Origin of the sequence: Capnocytophaga canis (genome assembly GCF_043187445.1) — a bacterium.
Lineage (GTDB): Bacteria > Bacteroidota > Bacteroidia > Flavobacteriales > Flavobacteriaceae > Capnocytophaga > Capnocytophaga canis.
This window is the reverse complement of sequence record NZ_CP171121.1, coordinates 1,946,050-1,966,259: the sequence shown is the minus strand read 5'-3', so window position 1 is coordinate 1,966,259 and position 20,210 is coordinate 1,946,050. Positions and strand designations below refer to the sequence as shown.

Below are 20,210 nucleotides of genomic sequence, written 5' to 3'. Positions count from 1 at the left end.
AATATTTTCATAGGTATTTCAAAGAACTTTTTTATTTTTTACACTGCAAAGATATAATGCACTTGTGCGATTTAACTGCATTGATCGTAATTTTTATTCAGAATATTGGTTTAAAGATGATTCTAATCGATGTAAAATTCTATTTTTCAGAGTTTCAGGAGCTAAGACCTTCATGCTTTCTCCATACGATAAAATTAGGGCTTCTAATTCATAATTTAATCGTACCTCAAAGGTAAGTATATTCCCCTTAATTTTTTGTGAACCGTGCAGAGGTTTGGACATCACATAAGGAATTATGTTTTTTGATAATTCTATTTTTACTTGTTCTATTTCATTCCCTTTTATATGAGTAACTCCCACAATTTCATCAAAATACTCATCGAAATCAATAGAATGTTCAATATAGTGTTCTTTTGTTTGTTCCAAATTTATAATTCTGTCCAAAGCTATCACTTGTAGATAATTTTCCGTATGATTTTGTCCTAATAAAAACCATCGGTTATTATATTGTTTGAGGTAATAAGGAGAAATCAAAAATTCTTTTTCATCTTCAACAAAAGGTTTGTAGTGAATTAATAAACTCTGTTTATTAATAATGTAATGGTATAGCGGATTTAAAAAATCAAGCCCTTTTAGAAATTTATTTTCTTCAAAATCAATTATTTTCTCTTGCTTAAAACTTATGATAGACTGTAATTTCAGCTGTAAAGGTTCCAACCAATTTAATCCTATACGAGAAAGAATTTCCATTGCACCGCTTAAACTTTCCGATTCTTCTTGATTAAAAGGTCTGTTTCGTATCGAAAAATTAGGATTTTCGTACCTATAAAAAACTTTTCTACCTTCTCTAATGTGTTCAATAGGAGCTTCATATCCATCGGAACTTTCCATAAATTTGATATCATCAAGCAATTGTCTTCTTGATACACTGACTTCTTTACCTAAATGTTCAGATATTCTTTCTGAACAAATATGTATTAAATCTTCTATAAAGAACTTTCTATATATATTAGAAAAACATTCGTCTAATATTTTATATCTTAGATGTGCATTTTTATTGGTTGCCATAACATAGGATTGTTTATTTGTAAGTATATAGACTATTACTTTGATTAAAAATCGATTAAGGATATTAGGCGAATGTTTTATTCATTAGTCTGAGAGTAATCTTTTATCCGTGTTCTCTATTTTGCATGTAATTTATCATCAGTACATTTATCGTATTATATTTTTAGTAATACATTACTTTTTGTATATATCAATGTAGCAGAATGAATCCATATATATCTGCTAAATAGATTAAAAGTAAAGAAAGGAAGAAACAGATTGTGGGGGCAATCATCCACATAGTGAAAAAGCGTTTCACTTGTGACTTACGGAATATATTTTTAGCTCCCATTTTTGCCACGCCAATACCTAAAATTGCTGCTACATTCATTTGAACTAAGGAAGTTGGAATTCCTTTAACTAAAGAGGCTAATAAGAGTAGACTTCCTGAAATAAATGCAATGATTACAGCTTCAAACTTTCCGAATAAGATGATTTCTTTGCCTGTGTTTTTAACGATTTTATGACCGAATAGGGAGCTTCCGATACCAAAGCAAGGTGCAATAATCAACGCCGACAACATCAGTATTACAGTAAAGTCGCTTTCTGTTTTTAGGCCTAATTCGTTGATAGTCATTGTTGAAATAGGCCCTGCAGCATTAGCCACGTTGTTTGATCCGATGGCGAAGGACACATATACCGACATTAAAATTAAAATAGTACTCCAAACGGGTCTTAAATTCTCATTTTGAGCTCTGAGCATGGTCAAACCACGTCTTCGCATAGGTTTGTAGATGTATTTTCCTGCTAAGTACGACAAGAAATAAGCTATGATGGGAAGTACAAACCATGATGGAATAATTTCAGCAAACAATTTAACGGTGTCTAACTTTCCGAAGTAGAATGCAGGTGCAGCGATTGAAAGAACGGCAGCTTGACTTGTTGATTGAGGAATTCCTAAAATGTTGGAGACTAACAATGTGATAGCAACTGAAAACAAAGCGATTGAAACTACTACGAAGGTCATATAGTTTGCATCAAGAATACCGCCTCCCATAGTACTTGCCGTATTCTTTCCCGCGATGAAAGCTCCCAAAAATACTGCTATACCAAATATACCTGGAATCAAGCTTTTACGAATCACATCGGCTCCGTAACTTGCAGAAAATGCAGGAGCTGTTCCACTTCCTCCCATCGTAATAGCCAACGCCATCGCAATTATGTAAGGAATTAATAATTGGTTGTATATTGGAGCCATATTTTATATTATCAACTCGCAAATTTATAAAAAAAATAAAAAATAGAGAAGCTAATTGAAGGGAAAATATTAAACAAAATTCTGGTTAAGAATGGGGTTGGAGGATGGTAAAACGCGTATTTTTTTAGAAATTAAAAATCTTTTTTAAATAAAATTTGGTGTTATAAAAAAAATACGTATATTTGCAACCGCAAAACACCACTTGCGGGTGTGGTGAAATTGGTAGACACGCCAGACTTAGGATCTGGTGCTTCACGGCGTGGGGGTTCGAGTCCCTTCACCCGCACAACCTAAAACCTTAACTTACCAACAAGTTAAGGTTTTTTATTTTAATGTATTTATGGAACAAACAAGACCTAAAACTGTCTACTCCATTCTTTTTGCAATTGCAATAGCTCATATGCTCAATGATTTACTTCAGGCGGTTATCACCGCAAGTTATCCGCAATTGAAACAAGAATTCGGTTTGACAATGACCCAAATAGGGATCATTACATTTTGTTATCAAATCTCGGCTTCCATTTTTCAACCCTTAGTAGGCAATTACATTGACAAACGCCCTATGCCCTATGCACAGGTTTTCGGAATGTTTATCACTGCCTTGGGAATTATTACTTTAGCTTACTCATCTAGCTATGCTTGGGTGTTGGTCGCAGTTTTGTTGGTAGGAACAGGATCTTCTATATTTCACCCTGAATCATCGAGAGTGGCCTTCTTAGCTTCGGGAGGAAAACGTAGTTTAGCACAGTCCATCTTTCAATTAGGAGGGAATTCAGGAACCGCTATTGCACCTTTGCTCATAGCTTTGATTATTATTCCCAATGGAAGAATTTATAGCCTTTGGTTTTTGGTTTTCGCTTTTATTGCCATCATCATTTTAGCTTTTGTTGGGAAATGGCGAAGTAATGTATTAAAGATACATCGGAAGACTAAGAAAAAGGAAGTAGTTCTACCTAATTTAACTCCTTTTCAGATAAATATGTCAGTAGTAATTTTGATGGTACTTATATTTTCAAAATATTTTTATACCGCTGGGATTACGAATTATTTCCAATTTTATGTCATTCAGAAGTTTGGAGTCTCCGAAGTACAGGCTCAAATGTATTTGTTTTACTTTTTGGGTGCTGCCGCTTTGGGTACCTTACTCGGAGGAATTTTTGGTGATAAAGTTGGGCGTAAATTTGTGATTTGGTTTTCTATTTTAGGAGCTGCTCCTTTTGCTATTCTGCTTCCGTATGCAAATGAAACTTGGACAGCTATTTTGATAGTACTTATCGGGATTATTATCTCATCTGCTTTTCCTGCTATTTTAGTGTACGTACAAGAATTGTTGCCCAAGAAAATCGGTATGATTTCAGGGTTTTTCTATGGTTTTGCTTTCGGAATGGGTGGACTGGCGTCGGCTGTGTTAGGAAAAGTAATAGATCTTACCGATATTTACTTCGTGTATGGCTTATGTTCTTTTTTACCGTTGATTGGATTAATAGCGTACTTTTTGCCAAATTTAAAAAGATAAATACCTAAAATACTTATAATGAATTGGATAATACTTGTCATTGCGGGGTTGTTTGAAGTGGCTTTCACTTTTTGTTTGGGAAAAGCCAAGATGACTGTAGGGAATGTTTCTTACGCTTGGTATGCGGGGTTTGCTACTTGTACTTTTGTTAGTATGTACTTACTTACGAAAGCTACACAAACTCTTCCGTTAGGTACGGCCTATGCTGTTTGGACAGGAATTGGAGCTGTAGGGACAGCTTTATTAGGTATTTTAATTTTTAAAGAACCAGCTTCTTTTTGGAGATTGTTTTTTATTACTACGTTGATAGGTTCCATCGTGGGGCTTAAATTCGTATCGAATTATTAAGAATAAATTTAAAACCTCTGAAAGTGTTGTTTTTTCAGAGGTTTATGATGTAAAACTTTGAATATAATTTTTGTATTCAGAATAGCTTATCTACTAAGTTCCTGAATTACTTTTAATTGATCTTCCGAAATATCTGGACCATCGTAGAATGAAACTCCTGTAGCTCCGCTTGCCTTGGCATGTTCGATAGCTTGTTTTAGTTCTTGAGCAGATATAGGAGGTACGTAAATCCCTGTGTGAAGTTCTGTTTCTTTGCCTTTCATATCTTCAACTCCTTGTTGTGTAGCAAAACCAACCCAGTCGACTTCTTCGTTATAGAAATTGTGATAAATCATAGGATAAACACGATCAACGTTCCATTTGTCCCAACGTTGACGTACCATTTGACCTGCCATTTCAGGGTAAGGGAACACAGCTGCGGTTATTTTTTTCCCTTTATTGTGTACAATTTCAGCGGCATCGTTTACCAAATTGCGGATTTTGTTCAAGCGAAACTGTCGCCATTCCAAATCAAGAGCAGGGTTTTTAAGTTTTCGTGGATCTTTGTGATGCGTTTTCTCAAACTCTGCCACACAAACATCACAATAGCAAAAATCGAACTGTGGTAATTCTTCTTCTTGAACTAAGTTATAATTAGGTAACAATCCGATAGGTAGATAAATATCAGGAAAACGGATATAGTCCAAATGTACACTTGCAATGTCTTCAACATCCGCCAAATTACTCACCAGTTTCAGAATATGCTCACGTGATTCTTTCCGAGTGGGGCAAAGCCATTGATAGTAATCCACGTATGGGCGATGGTCAAAACAGGATTTTCCTTCACGGCTGACCATATACCACTCAGGGTGTTGCAAGGCTTCTTTGTCTCCAGGGCGGTTCACAGTCATTATCCAAGCGTGTAATTTGATTCCTTCTTCTTTGGCTATCGGAACCAAACGTTTTAATCCTTCTACATCGGCTTCGGTATTTACCAGTACTTCGGAAATACCATGTGTCTTGTATTTTTTAAACTCCTCGTGGTAACTCTCATCAGTACGTTCAGGTTTATAGGTTATCCATGTAGAAAAGGTAAACTCCTTATTTTTTGATACAGAAGTTTCCTCCGTTGAAGTGGACTTTGGCTCATGGGACTGATTGCATCCAAACAGTAAAGCAAGTGCCAAAGGGAGCGTGTAAAAATATTTTTTCATATGTATATATGTTTAAAAGATTAATCTAAATGATTCACTAATTCAGCAAAAACTTTTTTAGCTCGCCTATTTTCATATAAAATCTGATAGACAGCATCTAAAATTGGAGTGTGACTTTTCTTTTTGTGGCTATTATTAATCTTATATGCACTTTTCACGGCATAATACCCTTCGGCAACCATATTCATTTCCATCATAGTACTTTTCACCGTGTATCCCTTGCCTATCATGCTTCCGAAAGTTCGGTTTCTACTGAAAAGCGAATATCCCGTTACAAGCAAATCTCCCAAATAAGCTGAATTGTTAATATTTCGTTTGATTTTATGGATACGTTTAATGTATCGTCTCATCTCACGTATGGAATTACTCATCAGTACACTTTGAAAATTGTCACCATATCCCAGTCCATGTGCAATTCCAGCAGCGATAGCGTAAATATTTTTCAGCACTGCAGCGTATTCTATACCGATAACATCATCAGAAACTTTTGTCTTTACGAAATATGTTGTCATTGCTTCGGCAAAGATTTTAGCCTTTTGTTTGTCAATACAAGCTATTGTTAGGTAAGATAAGCGTTCTAAAGCCACTTCCTCTGCGTGGCAAGGCCCTGCGATTACGCCTATATTGCTGTACGGGACATTATAAAACTTATGTAAATATTCCCCTACAATAAGTCCGCTGTTGGGTTCAATCCCTTTGATAGCCGAGAAGATGGTTTTATCTTCCAAGGATACAGTAAGTTTACTTAATTCAGAACTTAAAAAAGCAGATGGTGTAACAAGTACTAAACAATTTCCGTAGGCAACCGCCTCGTTGATGTCGTTGGTTAAAATCAATCTGTCGGTATCAAATTCCACATCGCTCAAGTAGTTCAAATTACGCGAAGTGTCTTTAATATGCTCAATAGCAACTTCGTTGTGAACATACCAGCATACTTTTGAGACGTTATATGTTAATATCTTTGTGAGAGCGGTTCCCCAACTTCCACTGCCGATAACCGAAATTCTCAATTCTCTGTCCATTATGTATAACTCTGTTTTAAGGTAGCTAAAGTATAAATAATTTCTAAAAATTCCAAACTAAGGAATTTAAGATTTTTATCTCAAATAGTACGCATACATCAGTTCGATTCCTTGCTCTAACTCTATGGAATGTTTCCAACCTAGTTGGTGTAACTTTGAAGGATTGGTTAACTTTTTCATTGTTCCGTCGGGTTTTGAAGTGTCGAAATGTATTTCTCCTGAAAACCCGATTGTTTTTTTTATCAATTGTGCTAATTCATTGATAGTAACATCTTTTCCTGTGCCAATATTGATGTGAGTATTACGAATTTCAGTTGTATTTTTGTCATACGTATCATTAAAATTTATATGTTGCATGACAAAAACACATGCATCTGCCATATCCTCGCTCCATAAAAACTCTCTCATGGGCATTCCTGTTCCCCAAAGAATAACTCTATCACCGAAAATACCATGTTTTTCAAGGATTGCTTTGATTTCCTGCTGAGAGTTTTTCCCTGAAATACCTTCCACTGGACGTTTGTTTAAATCCATAGCAAGAGCTTCCCAATCATTTTTAAGTAATGCTTTCGCTAAGTGAATTTTTCGGATCATCGCCGGTAAAACGTGTGATTTTTCTAAATGAAAGTTATCGTTTGGTCCATAAAGGTTGGTTGGCATTACTGAAATAAAGTTTGTGCCGTATTGCAAATTGTAACTTTCACACATTTTTATACCCGCAATTTTAGCTATGGCATAAGGCTCATTGGTGTACTCCAAAGGTGAAGTCAAAAGGCAATCCTCGGGCATTGGTTGTGGAGCTTCCTTAGGATAAATGCATGTACTTCCTAAGAAAAGTAACTTTTTCACTCCGTTTTTGTATGCGTGATGAATCACATTATTTTGTATCATCAAATTTTGGTAGATGAAATCAGCTCGATAAGTATTATTAGCTAAAATGCCTCCTACCTTTGCTGCTGCCAAAAAAACATATTCAGGTTTTTCTTCGTGAAAAAAATTAGCCACATCTTGGGAATTAGTCAAGTCTAATTGGGAACTAGTTCTGCCTATCAAATTGACAAAACCTTTATTTTCAAGATTTTTCCAAATAGCAGACCCCACTAAACCTTGATGTCCTGCAACGTATATCTTTGCGTCTTTTTTCATGATTTTAACTTTATTTGTCTAAGTGTATGTTCCTATATATGGCTCTATTTGTGTTGTTTAACCTCTCCCGAAGCATTTCATTCTACCTTCTTATCCTTACCTTTAAGGCTTTTTCAATGGGTATTTCCGATAAAACTACTAAATAGCCTCCTCCACCCGCTCCACTTAGTTTGTACCCTACTGCAGATTTAGGCAAAGTAGCTATTTCTTGTTTAATTTCCTCATTTAACATATTGGGATACAAGGAGGTTTGAGCTTCAAATGAAGCTATCATTGCTTCCCCTGTAGCATTAATATCTTTTGCTAATAGAGCATCCCAAAATTGCTGTGCCGCATCTGAAAGCTTTTTAACCTTTTCAGGAGAGATGTCCGCCCCTTCAGTGACATGCAATTCACTATGCCGTGGTTGTAAGGGTAATAAGTATAAATGGTTTTCTATCCATACAAGTAGATCTTCGGACAGATTTTTCTCTATTTTTTCTGGCCAAAATCCACCATCATACCAATAATAATTCAGTCCCGGGAGTACAATCCCCAAAGCATCTTGTGAACCACTAATATAGTCTTCCCCTGGAAAATTTTCATAGGAAAACAATATTTTTGCGAGATGTTCTTTATCTCCCTCAGGAATATCTGTGTGCCAAAGCTCTATCGCTTTTTTGCGAGTACTAGTGGACATCCCACTTCGATCATTAAATTCATAATCAGGTTCTATGCATATGGTTATCACAGGCCCTGGACAGAATTTCGATACGGAAGGTTGATCAAGCCATCCTCCTGCCAAATCTATCCGATAGGGAATCAAACATTCTTTTCGCAAAGCTGTTGTACTTCGAGCAGGTAGATTCCCATGAGGAATACGCTTACTTACGTGATATTCAACCCCTAATTCTTTGCACAAAGCCTCCTTGGCTGGAGAGTGTCCGTCCTCATTAACAAACAAAACATCAGGTTTTAGACGAAGCATATCTTCCTTAAAATCTAAGATTCCTGAACCTGAATTTATCCAAGCATCTTTTACGAAACGCAACGATTTAACCATATAAAGACGCTCCTGCTCTGGATTTATCGTTTTTCGAGCTTTGAGTTCCTGAATAGTTCTATCTGAACCAATTCCAACATATAGATCTCCTAACTGCGATGCTTCTTCAAAAAAAGCAACGTGTCCCGAGTGCAACATATCGTAACAACCCGAAACAAAAATTTTCTTATTACTCAAAATAATTCATTATTGTGAAGCCTCCTTCTTTGAGGTAAGCATCTCGTTTAAACAACTTTATATCGCTTTGCATCATATCCGCTACCAACCCTTTAAGGTCGTATTTTGGTTCCCAACCTAAAACTGTTTTAGATTTGGTAGGGTCCCCTATAAGTAAATCAACTTCTGTAGGTCGGAAATATTTCGGATCGACTAACACAATTTCTGCTTTACTTTTTATTTTATTCTCAATATTTGAAATGTACTTCTCACCTACTTTTTCTGAAAAAACAGTTTTATCAATAGCCGTAAAATATCCTACCTCATCAACTCCCTCTCCTTGATACTCAATCGTTAATCCTATTTCTTTGGCTGATAAAATAATAAAATCACGTATGGAAGTGGTAATTCCAGTTGCAATTACATAATCGCTCGGTTTTTCCTGTTGTAAGATCAAATGCATTGCTCTAATATAGTCTTTGGCGTGTCCCCAATCGCGTTGAGAGCTAAGATTTCCCATATAGACCTTATCTTGCATCCCTAAAGCGATACGACTTAACGCACGAGTGATTTTTCGAGTTACAAAAGTTTCTCCTCGTATGGGAGATTCATGATTGAATAGTATCCCATTGGATGCGTGCATGTTATATGCCTCGCGGTAGTTTACAGTAATCCAATAAGCATACATTTTGGCAACTGCATAAGGTGAGCGTGGGTAAAAAGGTGTTTTTTCTGACTGGGGAACCTCCTGTACCAATCCGTACAATTCGGAAGTTGAAGCCTGATAAATTCGTGTTTTTCCAGTTAGCCCTAAAAGACGAACTGCTTCCAATATACGAAGTGTTCCCAAGCCATCTGCATTACCTACATATTCAGGGGTTTGAAAACTCACGTGGACGTGGCTCATCGCCGCCAAATTGTAAATCTCGTCAGGTTGTACTTCCTGAATAATTTTGGTGATATTCATGCTATCGGTGAGGTCACCATAGTGCAATATCAGATTTCTGTTTTCTACGTGAGGGTCTTGATATATATGATCAATTCTATCGGTGTTGAAAAGCGAACTTCTTCTTTTCATTCCATGTACCTCATACCCTTTTTTGAGCAAATATTCTGCGAGATATGCACCGTCTTGCCCCGTAATTCCTGTGATAAGCGCTTTTTTCATTTGGTTGATTTATTTATTCAAAACATATTTTGCAAAGATACGAAAGTATAAATTTATTGAGTTCTACACTTAACTACATATCAAATCTCTATGATAGACTGGCTCGGTGTCAATCATTCGTTTGATGAAGTTGTTGAATATTTTATTTTTGGATTGAGAACGATTAATTCGGGATGAAAATTCAGCCAAATATCTATCCATATTGAAATCTGAATCTCTGCAATAAATCGTTCTTAACCAACTTTTTACTTGATGTATTACATTGTATAAAATCGAGAAATTCATCCTTTTATTACTCGGTATTTATTTAATATTGAAATCTTTAATGGTCTGTAACCTTTCCAATCATCAGTGGTTATTGGGCGGATTTATCAATATGTTTATCAAAAATAGTTCGCAATGATTTGACTGAATAATCTTCTATTTTATTTGCATGAAATGGTTTAACCTTTCCGTCATCTGTCAGTCCGATCGCACAAACTATTTTCTTTTCCTTTGAGTCGTAGCCCCTATCTTATTTTCCATCTTCTTTTACTCCCAAAGTAAATTGGCTACACCAAATCTTCGATTTCCTCGCTTGAACTTTATCTTTCATTTTATGTAATTCTTTGGATTTGATCGTCTCACGAACTTTGTGCATAAACAATCGAGCCATATCTTCGGTAATTGCGTAACGAACAGACATTTGTAAAGCAGTGGTTGCACACATTTGACTTCGTCGAATCTTCGATTTCAAAACATATAAAAAAGCCTTACGAAGTCCGAATTTTACTTTGTGAAAAAGTGTTCCTATCGTAGGGCTTTCTGTGTCCGAGCAGATGTTGCAAGTTCTTGAAAAATCCTTACGAATTTGACTTTTTGTAAGCCTACATCTGCGACATTCGAAGCCTTTTTCCCTCTTCCAATGAACTAAATATTCTTCACAATCCAAGTCAGTTTTGAAGCGTTCAACGAACTGTAAAAGATTTTGACCATTAAAAATTCCATAATTACTTGATTCTATGAGTTACAAATATATGAAAATATATAAGGAACTGAAAAATGGTAATTTACAAGGTTTTAAGCATTGTTTTTTACAAAATTTTCTTTATTTATATATGTCAATAATAAGTTCTTTATGACAAATTCTGAATAATTTCTATCGACATAGTCTTTTGCTCGAATTCCAATGGCTTTTATTTTTGTTTTGTTATTAATTAAGTGAGTTATATTACTAATCATATCTCTCTTGTTTTTACAAACAACCAGTTGATCTTCTGATATATTTTCTAATCCTTCTGCTCCGATAATAGTAGTTACAACACATTTCTCCATTTTCATAGCTTCCAATATTTTATTTTGGACTCCAGCTCCAGAAACCATAGGAGCAATAAACAATAGACTTTCCTGTACACAATCGTAAGGATAATCAACAAATCCTGTAACTTCTATTCCTCGAATCTTTTTTAAATTTAAGACTTCCTTTGTAGGAAAAGCACCCACTATTTTGAATGTAAGATCGGGAAATTCCTGCTTTAGTTCAGGAAATATTTCTTTAGCAAAATAACACACTGCTGAAATATTTGGCTCATAATCCATTTTTCCTAAGAAAGACAACAAATTTTCCTTAACTTGTATCTCTCTCTTAATATTTATATCGGGAACAAAATTACCTATGGTTCTTATTGAAAATTTATTTTCCTTATCCATAAAAGCCCTATCTATTTCCGATATAACTATTTTTTTTTCAAACTCTCGAATAATTTGTTGCTCATATGAATATACTCTCCGTTTCTCTATTGCATATATTAGTTTCCAAAATCCTATTGATTTTTCATATGCTTTGATATAATTCATAGCAATAGAGTCAACAAAATCTACTATTTTACAAATGGAATACCTACGTACATATTCCGTAGTACGTATATGGTTACAGTAAACCATATCGTAATGATCTATATTTTTATCAATCCATCTTTGTATATGCTTATCATAATAATAATTTACTTGAAGAGGTTTTCTGTTTATAATCAACCCTTTTAGAGTTTTTAAATAATGTGAACGCTTTGATATAACAAAAGGATAAATAGTATTGCAATATTGAGATAAAACTTCTTCGGTTTTCTCATTCATTTTTTTTTCATCAATGTATACTAAATCTATTTCGTATTGAGAGGAAAGCATCTTTATGGAATTAAACATTCGTATTTTATCTCCTCCCACCAATGGATAAGGTACTCGTGAACACAGAAATAACATTTTTTTCATAACAATATCATTTAAAAATTTGAATGAAACTAGCTACAATACGAGAAATAATGAACTTAGTATTATATTTAGGGAAACCATCTATGTATAAAAATAAAAAGTCAAATATTAGTAGCCCCCTCTCCTTAACCTTTTGTAAAAAAAATCTATTTCTTCTTGAAGCAGACCCTTGACGTTGTCTTATGTAATATATAGCATCTTCACTGGTAAATGTAATGTTTTTTATTTCTTTTGATATTTCGGCCATAAAAAGAGAGTCTTCTCCTATTTTCCTTCTGATAGAAAAAGTCGTATTGCCTATCATTTTTGTGGGTATTAATTTACAACAAGCACTTGACAAAAATTTTCTGTGTAAAAAAATTTTAAAAGGTCTACTTTTTAAATTTCTAAAAGCTCTTCCTATGTAATCTTCTCCTGTATATTCTTTTGTAGAATAAAATGTTTTTACGTTAGAAACAACAATTGTTCCTTCTTGATGGAGTTCATACAACTCTCTTATGTACGATTTACTTACCAAATCGTCGTCGTCAATAAAACAAATAGCTTTACCAAAAGAATTTTGAATGCCGATATTTCGAGCATTTGAGACCCCAGGTATTTCTGTATATAATATCTTTATATGAATTTTTTCGGTTTTCCCCGCTACATATTTACTCAGGTTTTGATAATAGGGGGTATATTGTCCATTCAACACAACCAATATCTCAAATTTTTCTGAAGAAATATCTTGGTCATACAAAGAGTCTAAACATTCATAAATATAATCCTTAGGTTCATAGGATGGTATTATTACACTTATTTTATCATTACCCATCATTTATTTCTAAAAAAAATTATTTCCATTTCATTCATAACATCACCTCTATCTGTAAATTGAGCATAGTACAATGTAGCATAAAAATAGAACGTCCCTACTATAAATAAAAAATATAAGAATAATATTTTAACATGCTTACTTAAAATATTTTTATACAAATAAAAAAACCATACAAAATGAAATGGCATAAAGTAGTAGGATATTCTAGCTATATGCTCTCCAAAATTAAAAAAAGCTCCATAAATAAACAAGCCTACAAAAGACATGTTCTGAGAGTAGTACATTAAATTTGATTCTTTTGTCACGATTTTTTGTTGTAAAAAGGAAACAAATATAAAAATCACAAGTAGACTATAATATATTTTCTTTCCAGACACTTCACCTCCTCCAACTTTATCAAAATATTCATAGAACAATCCTATCTTATCTATTATAAAAACGAATACACTCGTAAATGAAAATGAAATGGGTATAAGTAATAAAAAAGTGAAAAAGTTCACTTTCTTTCTAACAAACTTATTTATAAAAACAATGGGAAGATAAACTATAGCTGATACATGAAAAAGCGAAGCGATTATAACTAAGATAATATAGCGAATACTTTTACGATAATACAAAAAACTTAAAGCTAGAAACACCAACCCTGAGGCAACAAATTGTCTCACAAATCCAAATGATGTTAAGAAAGATATGGTAAAAGTTGTAAATAAAAAAGTAGAAATAGCACCAAAAACTTTAAACCTTATTAGCCCTAAAAATATTGATAAAACATATATTAAACTTGTAAAAAAGAAAAAAATCCAAGCTGCATTATATTTTCTAGATAGCAACAAAAAATACGAACTAAAAGGCTCTATTCTCAATAGGAGATCATCACTATACACTAATCTCTCATATTCAAAATAATCAATCCCTGCGTTGTATCGAAATCCAGAAAAACATATCAATAACATCACAAAAATATACAATACAACCCTGCTCCTGTATATTTTAGAAACAAATATAGAAAGGATCAGAGAAACATACAAAAATATATACCACCCACCAGGAAACATAACGATTTTTTTCTTACCCAAGAAGATATTTGTTTTTATCCTTCAGAATCCAATAGATTAATCTAACTATATTTTTAAACTTTAACCTAAGAAAATCAAAAGAAATAAACAGATGAAATAACTTAAACAATTGCGTTCCACAAGATGAAGCATAAAAAACTAAAAGTAAATATTCTCCTCCTTTTCTAATTTCACCTTTTTTAATTTGTTCGATTCTTATCTTCTCATTTATATTTAAAATTATGGAATTTTGCGCAAGAAAACTATTTATGATAGTTTTTCTTATTTTAACCGTATTTTTATGCTGAATATCATTAAACTTTTGTGACACTTGATTTTTATTTATACGATACTTTAATAACACAACTGGCAGATTAGCCATTTTTGTGCATTTTGAAAAATCGTACCACAATTTATAGTCTTCCGCATGAATGTATTTTCTATCGTATTTTAATTGATTTTTTTTTACAACATCATTGCGAAACATCACACTTGGGTGTGCAAAACAAGTCGTATAAAAAAGAGAGCTCTTTATCAGTCTATCTTCTGTTTCCATTCTCCAGACCCCTTTTTTCTCTCCAAAAAATTGAATATAGCTTCCAACAATTCCTATATCCTTATTTTTTTCTAAAAATTGTACTTGCCTTTCTATCCTTTGAGGTAACGATATATCATCAGAATCCATTCGTGCAACATATTTCCCTGAACAGATTTGTAACCCCTTGTTTAATGTATCTATTAACCCTATATTTTTATCGTTCTGAACAAAGATGACTCTCTTATCCTGCTTTGCCATTTTTTTGAGAAGTTTCGTTGTATCGTCTGTAGAACCATCATCAATCAAAATGATTTCTAATTTGTCATATGTTTGATTTATAATAGACATAACGGCTTCAACTACATATTTCTCTACATTGTAGCAAGGTATCAAAACAGAAACTAAAGGTCTTCCCTCCATATATTTTTAATTTTCTAATAAGATCCAATTTTTAGGATATGGTGTGATTTCTTTTTTAAAATTAATCTTCCATGGGGTAGCAGGAACCACTACTCTTGGATTTTGAGCCTCAGACAATTTAGCCCCCCACCAAGCAAAGGTACTATTCCCCAACACGTAGCGTTTGAAACACATAAGCATTCGTATATCTTGAAGTACGCTATTCCCTTGCATAAGTTCCACCGTATAGATTTTTGAAATCTCTTTAATATCATTTATTATTGCTTGGAAATCATCTGAAAATACATAGACTTTTCCAATACCTTGCTCTCTATTTAACTTTTCCAATCCTTCTAAATAATATTTCACTCCAATTTCTGAGTAAATCATTGCATTAGTTCCTGTCAAAAAATCTCCTCGACGTATGTGTATAGCTACATCGTTTTCAACAGGAAAAAAATGTTCTAACAACACATTTTTGAAGAAAAACTGTTTTAATTTTTCTATAAAAAGAGGCGTTTGATAGTGAAATGACTGATAATATCCAACGTGAACTTTTATTTTTTTCTTTTTGGGAGGAGAAAAGGGAATAAAAACAGCCCATTCATCACCTGGCTCTTCATAATAATCTACTAACTTTGATATTATCGGCAATTTACAAAGATTGCGTAACACTTTAAGCAAAAGAGATGAGATATATAAAGATTCCAACCCTAATACTTTGGGTAAATTATGAATAATATTTCGTTTTTGTGTATCTGTTGTATCCCCTTTTTGTTTTTGTTCGTAAAATAAACAAACGTTTTTACAGCCTTGCTCTTGCAAATAAAAAGCATAACCAAGAATATACAACTGGTTACCCAATCCCCCTTGTAAACATACGTAATGTCCTTTCATATTTTACATTAGAAATCTGTTATTATTATTTTTTTTCTTCTTATTTTTGATAATTTCCTTAAAATGTAAACAAAAAACAAATATACAATTTTATCCAAAAAAATATTTTTCTCTAATTGATGCTTTAAATATTCATCTATAAGAGGACTCTTTGTTCCATAAGTTTTTTTGTTCCATAATATATACTTTTCAATATATACCTTATAAAAACGATTAAAAAACTTTTTGTAAATCCAAGGATAATTAGCAATTATTCTACCCATTATCTTCCCATCACAAGAAATCATTTTAAGCACAGACTCGGGGTTTATACTTTCGTTCTCAGCTACTCTATAAAAAACCAATGGATATCCTGATGTATTTATGGCTTTTCCTCGTTGCGAAAGCCTATAATTCATTTCATAATCTTGTGAAGGAAAATAATTTATATCAAAACCATTCAATTCTATCACTGTATTACGGTTAAGAAATGCACCTGTGAAACTACAACAATTACCAAATTGTAAATCAAACGGTCGTAATTCAAATCCTTTAATTTTTTTCTTTATTTTTTCTGTATGTATTTCACTTGGATTAGAAAATATCTTTGGACTAGGATATATTACATCAATATCTTCTTCGAAAAAAGACAAAATTTTAAACATACAGTCAATGTAATTTTCATCTAATAAATCATCATCCGTATGCATAACGACAAAATTAGTTCTGGAAAGTTCAATAACTTTATTCCAATTCCCCACCATTCCTATGTTGACGGAATTTTTATAATATGAAAGATTTTTTACTTTTTTAAAACTTTCTATCAAAAGTTCCGTTTGACAGTTTCTTTCAGGATTATTATCAACTACTAATATTTCAAAAGGAACCATTGTTTTTTGATTCAAACAACTTTCAATGGATTCTTTCAACAAAGCTGTTCTGTTATAAGTTGGCAGAGCTATTGTAATTTTTGCATCCCTATCAAAATCACTCTCCTTTATCAGAATAGAATGTATATTTTGAATCTCTTTATATGTCATAAATACTTGTTTTTAACTTTTCTTAAAACTTCGTTGTTTCCTGTAACAATAAACCCTCGTAAACTAACTCCCAAATCTTTCAAAACAAAATGTATCCACCTCCAGTTACTATAAACTGACTCACAAACACCTTGAACAAGAATCAACCCCAAAACACCTAAATTTGTATATTTCAAAACAAAAAAACTACCAATAAGAATAAAAACACTTGTAATAATCATAGAGTTTATATAAGGTAATTTATTTTCTGAAAAAATGAAACTACAAAAAAGAATTTGTAAATTATTAAAAAATGTCACAACCAACAGCAATACTAATATCCCCATAGAAGGTAATGAAGCATTCGATTTTATGTACCCAAGGAAAAAATCTCCTAAAAGTAAAAAAGACAAAGAACCTACACTAAAAATCATTACAAAAACATAGATACCAAGAGCAAATACTTTGAGTAAAGACTCTTTGTTATTTTCTAATCTATATTTAGCATAAATAGGCTGATACGTACTGAAAAATGTAGTAGCAACCATACTTATAATTCCTACCACTTGTATAGCCAATCCATAAGAAGCTACTTCTGACTTAGGGAGATATAATCCAACTAAAAATATACTAAATTTAGTAGTTACAAATATTGCTGCTATGGATAACCCCACTTTCTTGGTATTATACCAGATAATACCGAACATTTCCAAAATATTTTTCCTTTCTATTGGAATGTTTATCTTTTGTTTAAATTCTTTTGTGAAAAGATAATTGTAAGCAAGCCATCTATTCGCAAAAGGAGCAATAAAATTAGACAGAACTATCCCAAACAAACCTAATCCCAAAAACAAAAAAATAATGGACAGTATTATTGATAATATTTTTGAAACCACAGTAGCTTTTTTAGCTTCTTGTATACACCCTTTGCCTATTAAGATTATATTGTAATGTTCATAATAGATGTTCAACACCGTAGAGACAGAAAAAAGAACCCACACATAAAGTATATTATCAATCAAATCAAAGCCTTGTGTAACTTTATAGATATAGAAAGTACCTACCGAAATCATTAATAAAAAGGCAAATAATGCTAAATATAGATAGGTTTTTTTGGTTAATTTAACAATAACAGAGAGTAACCTGTAATTAATTTTTCCATTTGTGTTATATTCCCCTATTCCTTCCTTTTTTAACTTCTCAGCTCCACTAAATACATAGCTGATGTTCCTATGAAATTGGGCAGAAAAACCGAAATCAACAAGCTGAACAAAAGATGCTACTGCCAAAAAGATATAATACAAAGCAATCTCTTCTGTCCCCATTTTTTTAAGAACAAAAGGCAACACCATGAAACCTCCAGCAACACTAAAAAAATGACCTATATAGTTCCATATAACATCTTTTTTTTCTATTCTTATCATTTATATTCTTCTTAAGTAATCCCTTTCTTTCAATGATTTTACTTATTTTCTTTCACCCATTTAACCATTTTTTCTATTCCTTTTTTGGAAGACATCAAAGGTTTCCAGCCTAATGACTTTTCAGCTTTTGTATTATCAGCAACGAAAACTAACTGGTCACTCTGTCTAAAAGGCAATTCTTTGTATTTCATTTTTATACCTAAAATGTCCTCTAACAGATCAAATAACTCCAAAAGTGAAAGGCTATTTTCGATTCCTCCCCCAATATTGAAAACCTGTCCTTTTGCTTTTTCAATATTTTCTACGGCTTTAAAATATAAATTCACCACATCAGAGGAATACAATACATCTCTAACCTGTTTTCCATTTCCTGAAATTGTAAATGGTTCTCTTAAAAGACCTTGTTTAATTTCAACCGCTTTTTTTACGAACCAGCCTATCCAACCTTGGTCTTCTGTGGCGTGTTGATTGCCTCCGTACATAGATGAATGCCTAAAAACCACCGTCTTAATCCCGTATATCCGATAAAAATCTAATAAATATTGATCGGCAGCTCCTTTCGAACACCCATAAGGCGACTGAAAATCTAACGGAAAATCTTCTGGAAATCCATTTGGATATTCCTTACAAACATATCGTTTATCTCTCTCCTGAAATGTTAAGTTAGCAAAATCTCCATATACCTTATTGGTTGAAGAGTACATTACCATTGCTTCGGGACAATATTTTCGAATAGCATCTAATAAATTGAACGTTCCCAACGCATTAATTTCAAAATCTAACCGCGGATTTTGAATAGATGTAGTCATTGCTACTTGTCCTGCTAGATGAAACACAACATCAGGTTCCTCTTTTTTGATAACGGTTTCTACATCGTTCGTATTGCGTATGTCATAAGGATAATATGTGAATTTACCTTGTTTTTTTAGCCATTCCAAATTTTGTCCGCTTCCGTAACGAAACAAATTATCAAAAACCACTAGCTCTTCTTCTCTTTTCAAAACTTCGGAAGCTAAATTACTTCCAATAAATCCACAGCCTCCTGTGATTAAATATTTCATTTTATTTCTTTTTTTATAAATTCTGTTATATTTTTTCTCAGGTCAACTTCTGGCTTCCAACCCAAAGCTAAAAGTTTTCTGTTATCCACTTTTGGTTCCATAATCTCCCCTTCTCTGTATGGAATTGCTCCGAAATTCAATTTTGTAGAAACCTCTTTACCTGTAAGATTTTCATAAATTTCCTTAACGGACTCCACAAAACTTCTTACCGGAGTCAACACCCCTGTTCCTACATCTGTTGTTGTAAACCTTTCCAATTTTTCCAAATTGTCCAAACAAACCAAATATGCAGAAACAACATCTTCAATATAAATAAAATCACGTTTTTGCTCTCCCGTAGTTAAGTTAACCTCCGATACATTATTTTTTATTTGGGAAAAAATCCAAGTCGTAAATTTTTCATTTCCATCCAACTCTCCAAACATATGCTCTAAAACCAAATTTACGACTTGGATTTTTTTCGATTGTATCGATAACCATTCTTCAAATTGCTTCTTTGATAATGAGTATGCATTTAAGTATTTATATGACAAAGAACCCGTGTTGAAAAAAGAGCCCGTGTTGAAAAAAGAGCCCAACTCTAACAATTCAATTCCCAACATCATATTGGTCTGCAATATTTCTGTCAGCGATTCTCCTTTTCTTCCGTAAACACAGGCAGTATGAATTATGATATCAATCTTATTTTCTTCAAAAACTTGTCTTAAAGGCTGTTTATCAACATTATAACTAATAAACATACTTTCATATCCCGCCAATCGCCACATATTAGATGTTGAGCGTTTGAGAGCAATTACTTTATAATTTCGTTTCACAAGAGCTTTTAGCAAATGACTTCCTAAAAAACCTGTTGCTCCTGTTAAGAGAATTGTTTTCAT

At 33.0% G+C, this 20,210-nt stretch carries 18 protein-coding genes, 1 tRNA gene and 1 pseudogene; 3 read left to right on the top strand and 17 right to left on the bottom strand.

Annotation, left to right across the window (positions count from 1 at the left end; all coding sequences use genetic code 11):
• Positions 1-93 precede the first annotated feature (93 nt).
• Together ACF3OB_RS08415 and ACF3OB_RS08410 are read right to left on the bottom strand one after the other, a co-directional pair.
• On the bottom strand, positions 94-1,068 hold the full coding sequence (locus tag ACF3OB_RS08415; RefSeq protein WP_212896030.1) for a YafY family protein: 975 nt from the start codon (positions 1,066-1,068) through the stop codon (positions 94-96).
• A gap of 190 nt (positions 1,069-1,258) precedes the next feature.
• The gene (locus ACF3OB_RS08410; protein WP_042007593.1) at positions 1,259-2,305 is read right to left on the bottom strand and encodes an inorganic phosphate transporter; all 1,047 of its coding nucleotides are present in this window, start codon (positions 2,303-2,305) and stop codon (positions 1,259-1,261) included.
• A gap of 204 nt (positions 2,306-2,509) precedes the next feature.
• Between ACF3OB_RS08410 and ACF3OB_RS08405 the strand changes: the two genes are divergently transcribed.
• From ACF3OB_RS08405 to ACF3OB_RS08395, 3 genes are all read left to right on the top strand, one after another.
• Positions 2,510-2,591: transfer RNA gene (locus tag ACF3OB_RS08405), tRNA-Leu, on the top strand.
• Between the two features lie 54 nt (positions 2,592-2,645).
• Complete coding sequence (locus ACF3OB_RS08400; protein ID WP_042343711.1) at positions 2,646-3,821, top strand: MFS transporter; 1,176 nt, start codon at positions 2,646-2,648, stop codon at positions 3,819-3,821.
• A gap of 18 nt (positions 3,822-3,839) precedes the next feature.
• On the top strand, positions 3,840-4,169 hold the full coding sequence (locus tag ACF3OB_RS08395; protein ID WP_119652865.1) for a DMT family transporter: 330 nt from the start codon (positions 3,840-3,842) through the stop codon (positions 4,167-4,169).
• An 86-nt stretch (positions 4,170-4,255) separates the two neighbouring features.
• On the opposite strand, the gene ACF3OB_RS08390 is transcribed toward ACF3OB_RS08395, so the two are convergent.
• The 15 genes and pseudogenes from ACF3OB_RS08390 to ACF3OB_RS08320 all read right to left on the bottom strand — a co-directional run bounded on the left by ACF3OB_RS08390 (position 4,256) and on the right by ACF3OB_RS08320 (position 20,210).
• Positions 4,256-5,362: a putative glycoside hydrolase gene (locus tag ACF3OB_RS08390; RefSeq protein ID WP_042347046.1), complete on the bottom strand. Its 1,107-nt coding sequence runs from the start codon at positions 5,360-5,362 to the stop codon at positions 4,256-4,258.
• A 20-nt stretch (positions 5,363-5,382) separates the two neighbouring features.
• The gene (locus tag ACF3OB_RS08385; protein WP_042007602.1) at positions 5,383-6,384 is read right to left on the bottom strand and encodes an NAD(P)H-dependent glycerol-3-phosphate dehydrogenase; all 1,002 of its coding nucleotides are present in this window, start codon (positions 6,382-6,384) and stop codon (positions 5,383-5,385) included.
• A 75-nt stretch (positions 6,385-6,459) separates the two neighbouring features.
• Positions 6,460-7,530, bottom strand: a complete 1,071-nt coding sequence (locus ACF3OB_RS08380) for a GDP-L-fucose synthase family protein (RefSeq protein WP_042343621.1) — start codon at positions 7,528-7,530, stop codon at positions 6,460-6,462.
• An 82-nt stretch (positions 7,531-7,612) separates the two neighbouring features.
• On the bottom strand, positions 7,613-8,749 hold the full coding sequence (locus ACF3OB_RS08375) for an adenylyltransferase/cytidyltransferase family protein (protein WP_082021451.1): 1,137 nt from the start codon (positions 8,747-8,749) through the stop codon (positions 7,613-7,615).
• Positions 8,742-9,896 carry a GDP-mannose 4,6-dehydratase gene (gene gmd, locus ACF3OB_RS08370; RefSeq protein ID WP_392420031.1) on the bottom strand — a complete coding sequence of 385 codons (1,155 nt, stop codon included), beginning with the start codon at positions 9,894-9,896 and terminating at the stop codon, positions 8,742-8,744. Before gmd ends, ACF3OB_RS08375 begins: the two co-directional genes overlap by 8 nt.
• A 69-nt stretch (positions 9,897-9,965) precedes the next feature.
• Positions 9,966-10,878: pseudogene (locus ACF3OB_RS08365) on the bottom strand (transposase).
• Positions 10,879-10,955: 77 nt separating this feature from the next.
• On the bottom strand, positions 10,956-12,143 hold the full coding sequence (locus ACF3OB_RS08360; RefSeq protein WP_392447435.1) for a glycosyltransferase: 1,188 nt from the start codon (positions 12,141-12,143) through the stop codon (positions 10,956-10,958).
• A gap of 7 nt (positions 12,144-12,150) precedes the next feature.
• Positions 12,151-12,960, bottom strand: a complete 810-nt coding sequence (locus ACF3OB_RS08355) for a glycosyltransferase family 2 protein (RefSeq protein WP_392447433.1) — start codon at positions 12,958-12,960, stop codon at positions 12,151-12,153.
• Positions 12,957-14,036, bottom strand: a complete 1,080-nt coding sequence (locus ACF3OB_RS08350; RefSeq protein WP_392447431.1) for an EpsG family protein — start codon at positions 14,034-14,036, stop codon at positions 12,957-12,959. Before ACF3OB_RS08350 ends, ACF3OB_RS08355 begins: the two co-directional genes overlap by 4 nt.
• Positions 14,029-14,973, bottom strand: coding sequence for a glycosyltransferase family 2 protein (locus ACF3OB_RS08345; protein ID WP_392447429.1), 945 nt, complete (start codon positions 14,971-14,973; stop codon positions 14,029-14,031). Before ACF3OB_RS08345 ends, ACF3OB_RS08350 begins: the two co-directional genes overlap by 8 nt.
• A 6-nt stretch (positions 14,974-14,979) precedes the next feature.
• Positions 14,980-15,849 (bottom strand): alpha-1,2-fucosyltransferase, encoded by an 870-nt coding sequence (locus ACF3OB_RS08340; RefSeq protein ID WP_392447427.1) that lies wholly within the window; start codon positions 15,847-15,849, stop codon positions 14,980-14,982.
• A gap of 8 nt (positions 15,850-15,857) precedes the next feature.
• Positions 15,858-16,868, bottom strand: a complete 1,011-nt coding sequence (locus ACF3OB_RS08335; protein WP_392447425.1) for a glycosyltransferase family 2 protein — start codon at positions 16,866-16,868, stop codon at positions 15,858-15,860.
• Positions 16,865-18,271 carry an O-unit flippase-like protein gene (wzx, locus tag ACF3OB_RS08330; RefSeq protein WP_392447423.1) on the bottom strand — a complete coding sequence of 469 codons (1,407 nt, stop codon included), beginning with the start codon at positions 18,269-18,271 and terminating at the stop codon, positions 16,865-16,867. The genes ACF3OB_RS08335 and wzx overlap by 4 nt, the downstream gene beginning before the upstream one ends.
• A gap of 38 nt (positions 18,272-18,309) precedes the next feature.
• On the bottom strand, positions 18,310-19,332 hold the full coding sequence (locus tag ACF3OB_RS08325; RefSeq protein WP_392447421.1) for an NAD-dependent epimerase/dehydratase family protein: 1,023 nt from the start codon (positions 19,330-19,332) through the stop codon (positions 18,310-18,312).
• Positions 19,329-20,210, bottom strand: coding sequence for an NAD-dependent epimerase/dehydratase family protein (locus tag ACF3OB_RS08320; RefSeq protein ID WP_392447419.1), 882 nt, complete (start codon positions 20,208-20,210; stop codon positions 19,329-19,331). Before ACF3OB_RS08320 ends, ACF3OB_RS08325 begins: the two co-directional genes overlap by 4 nt.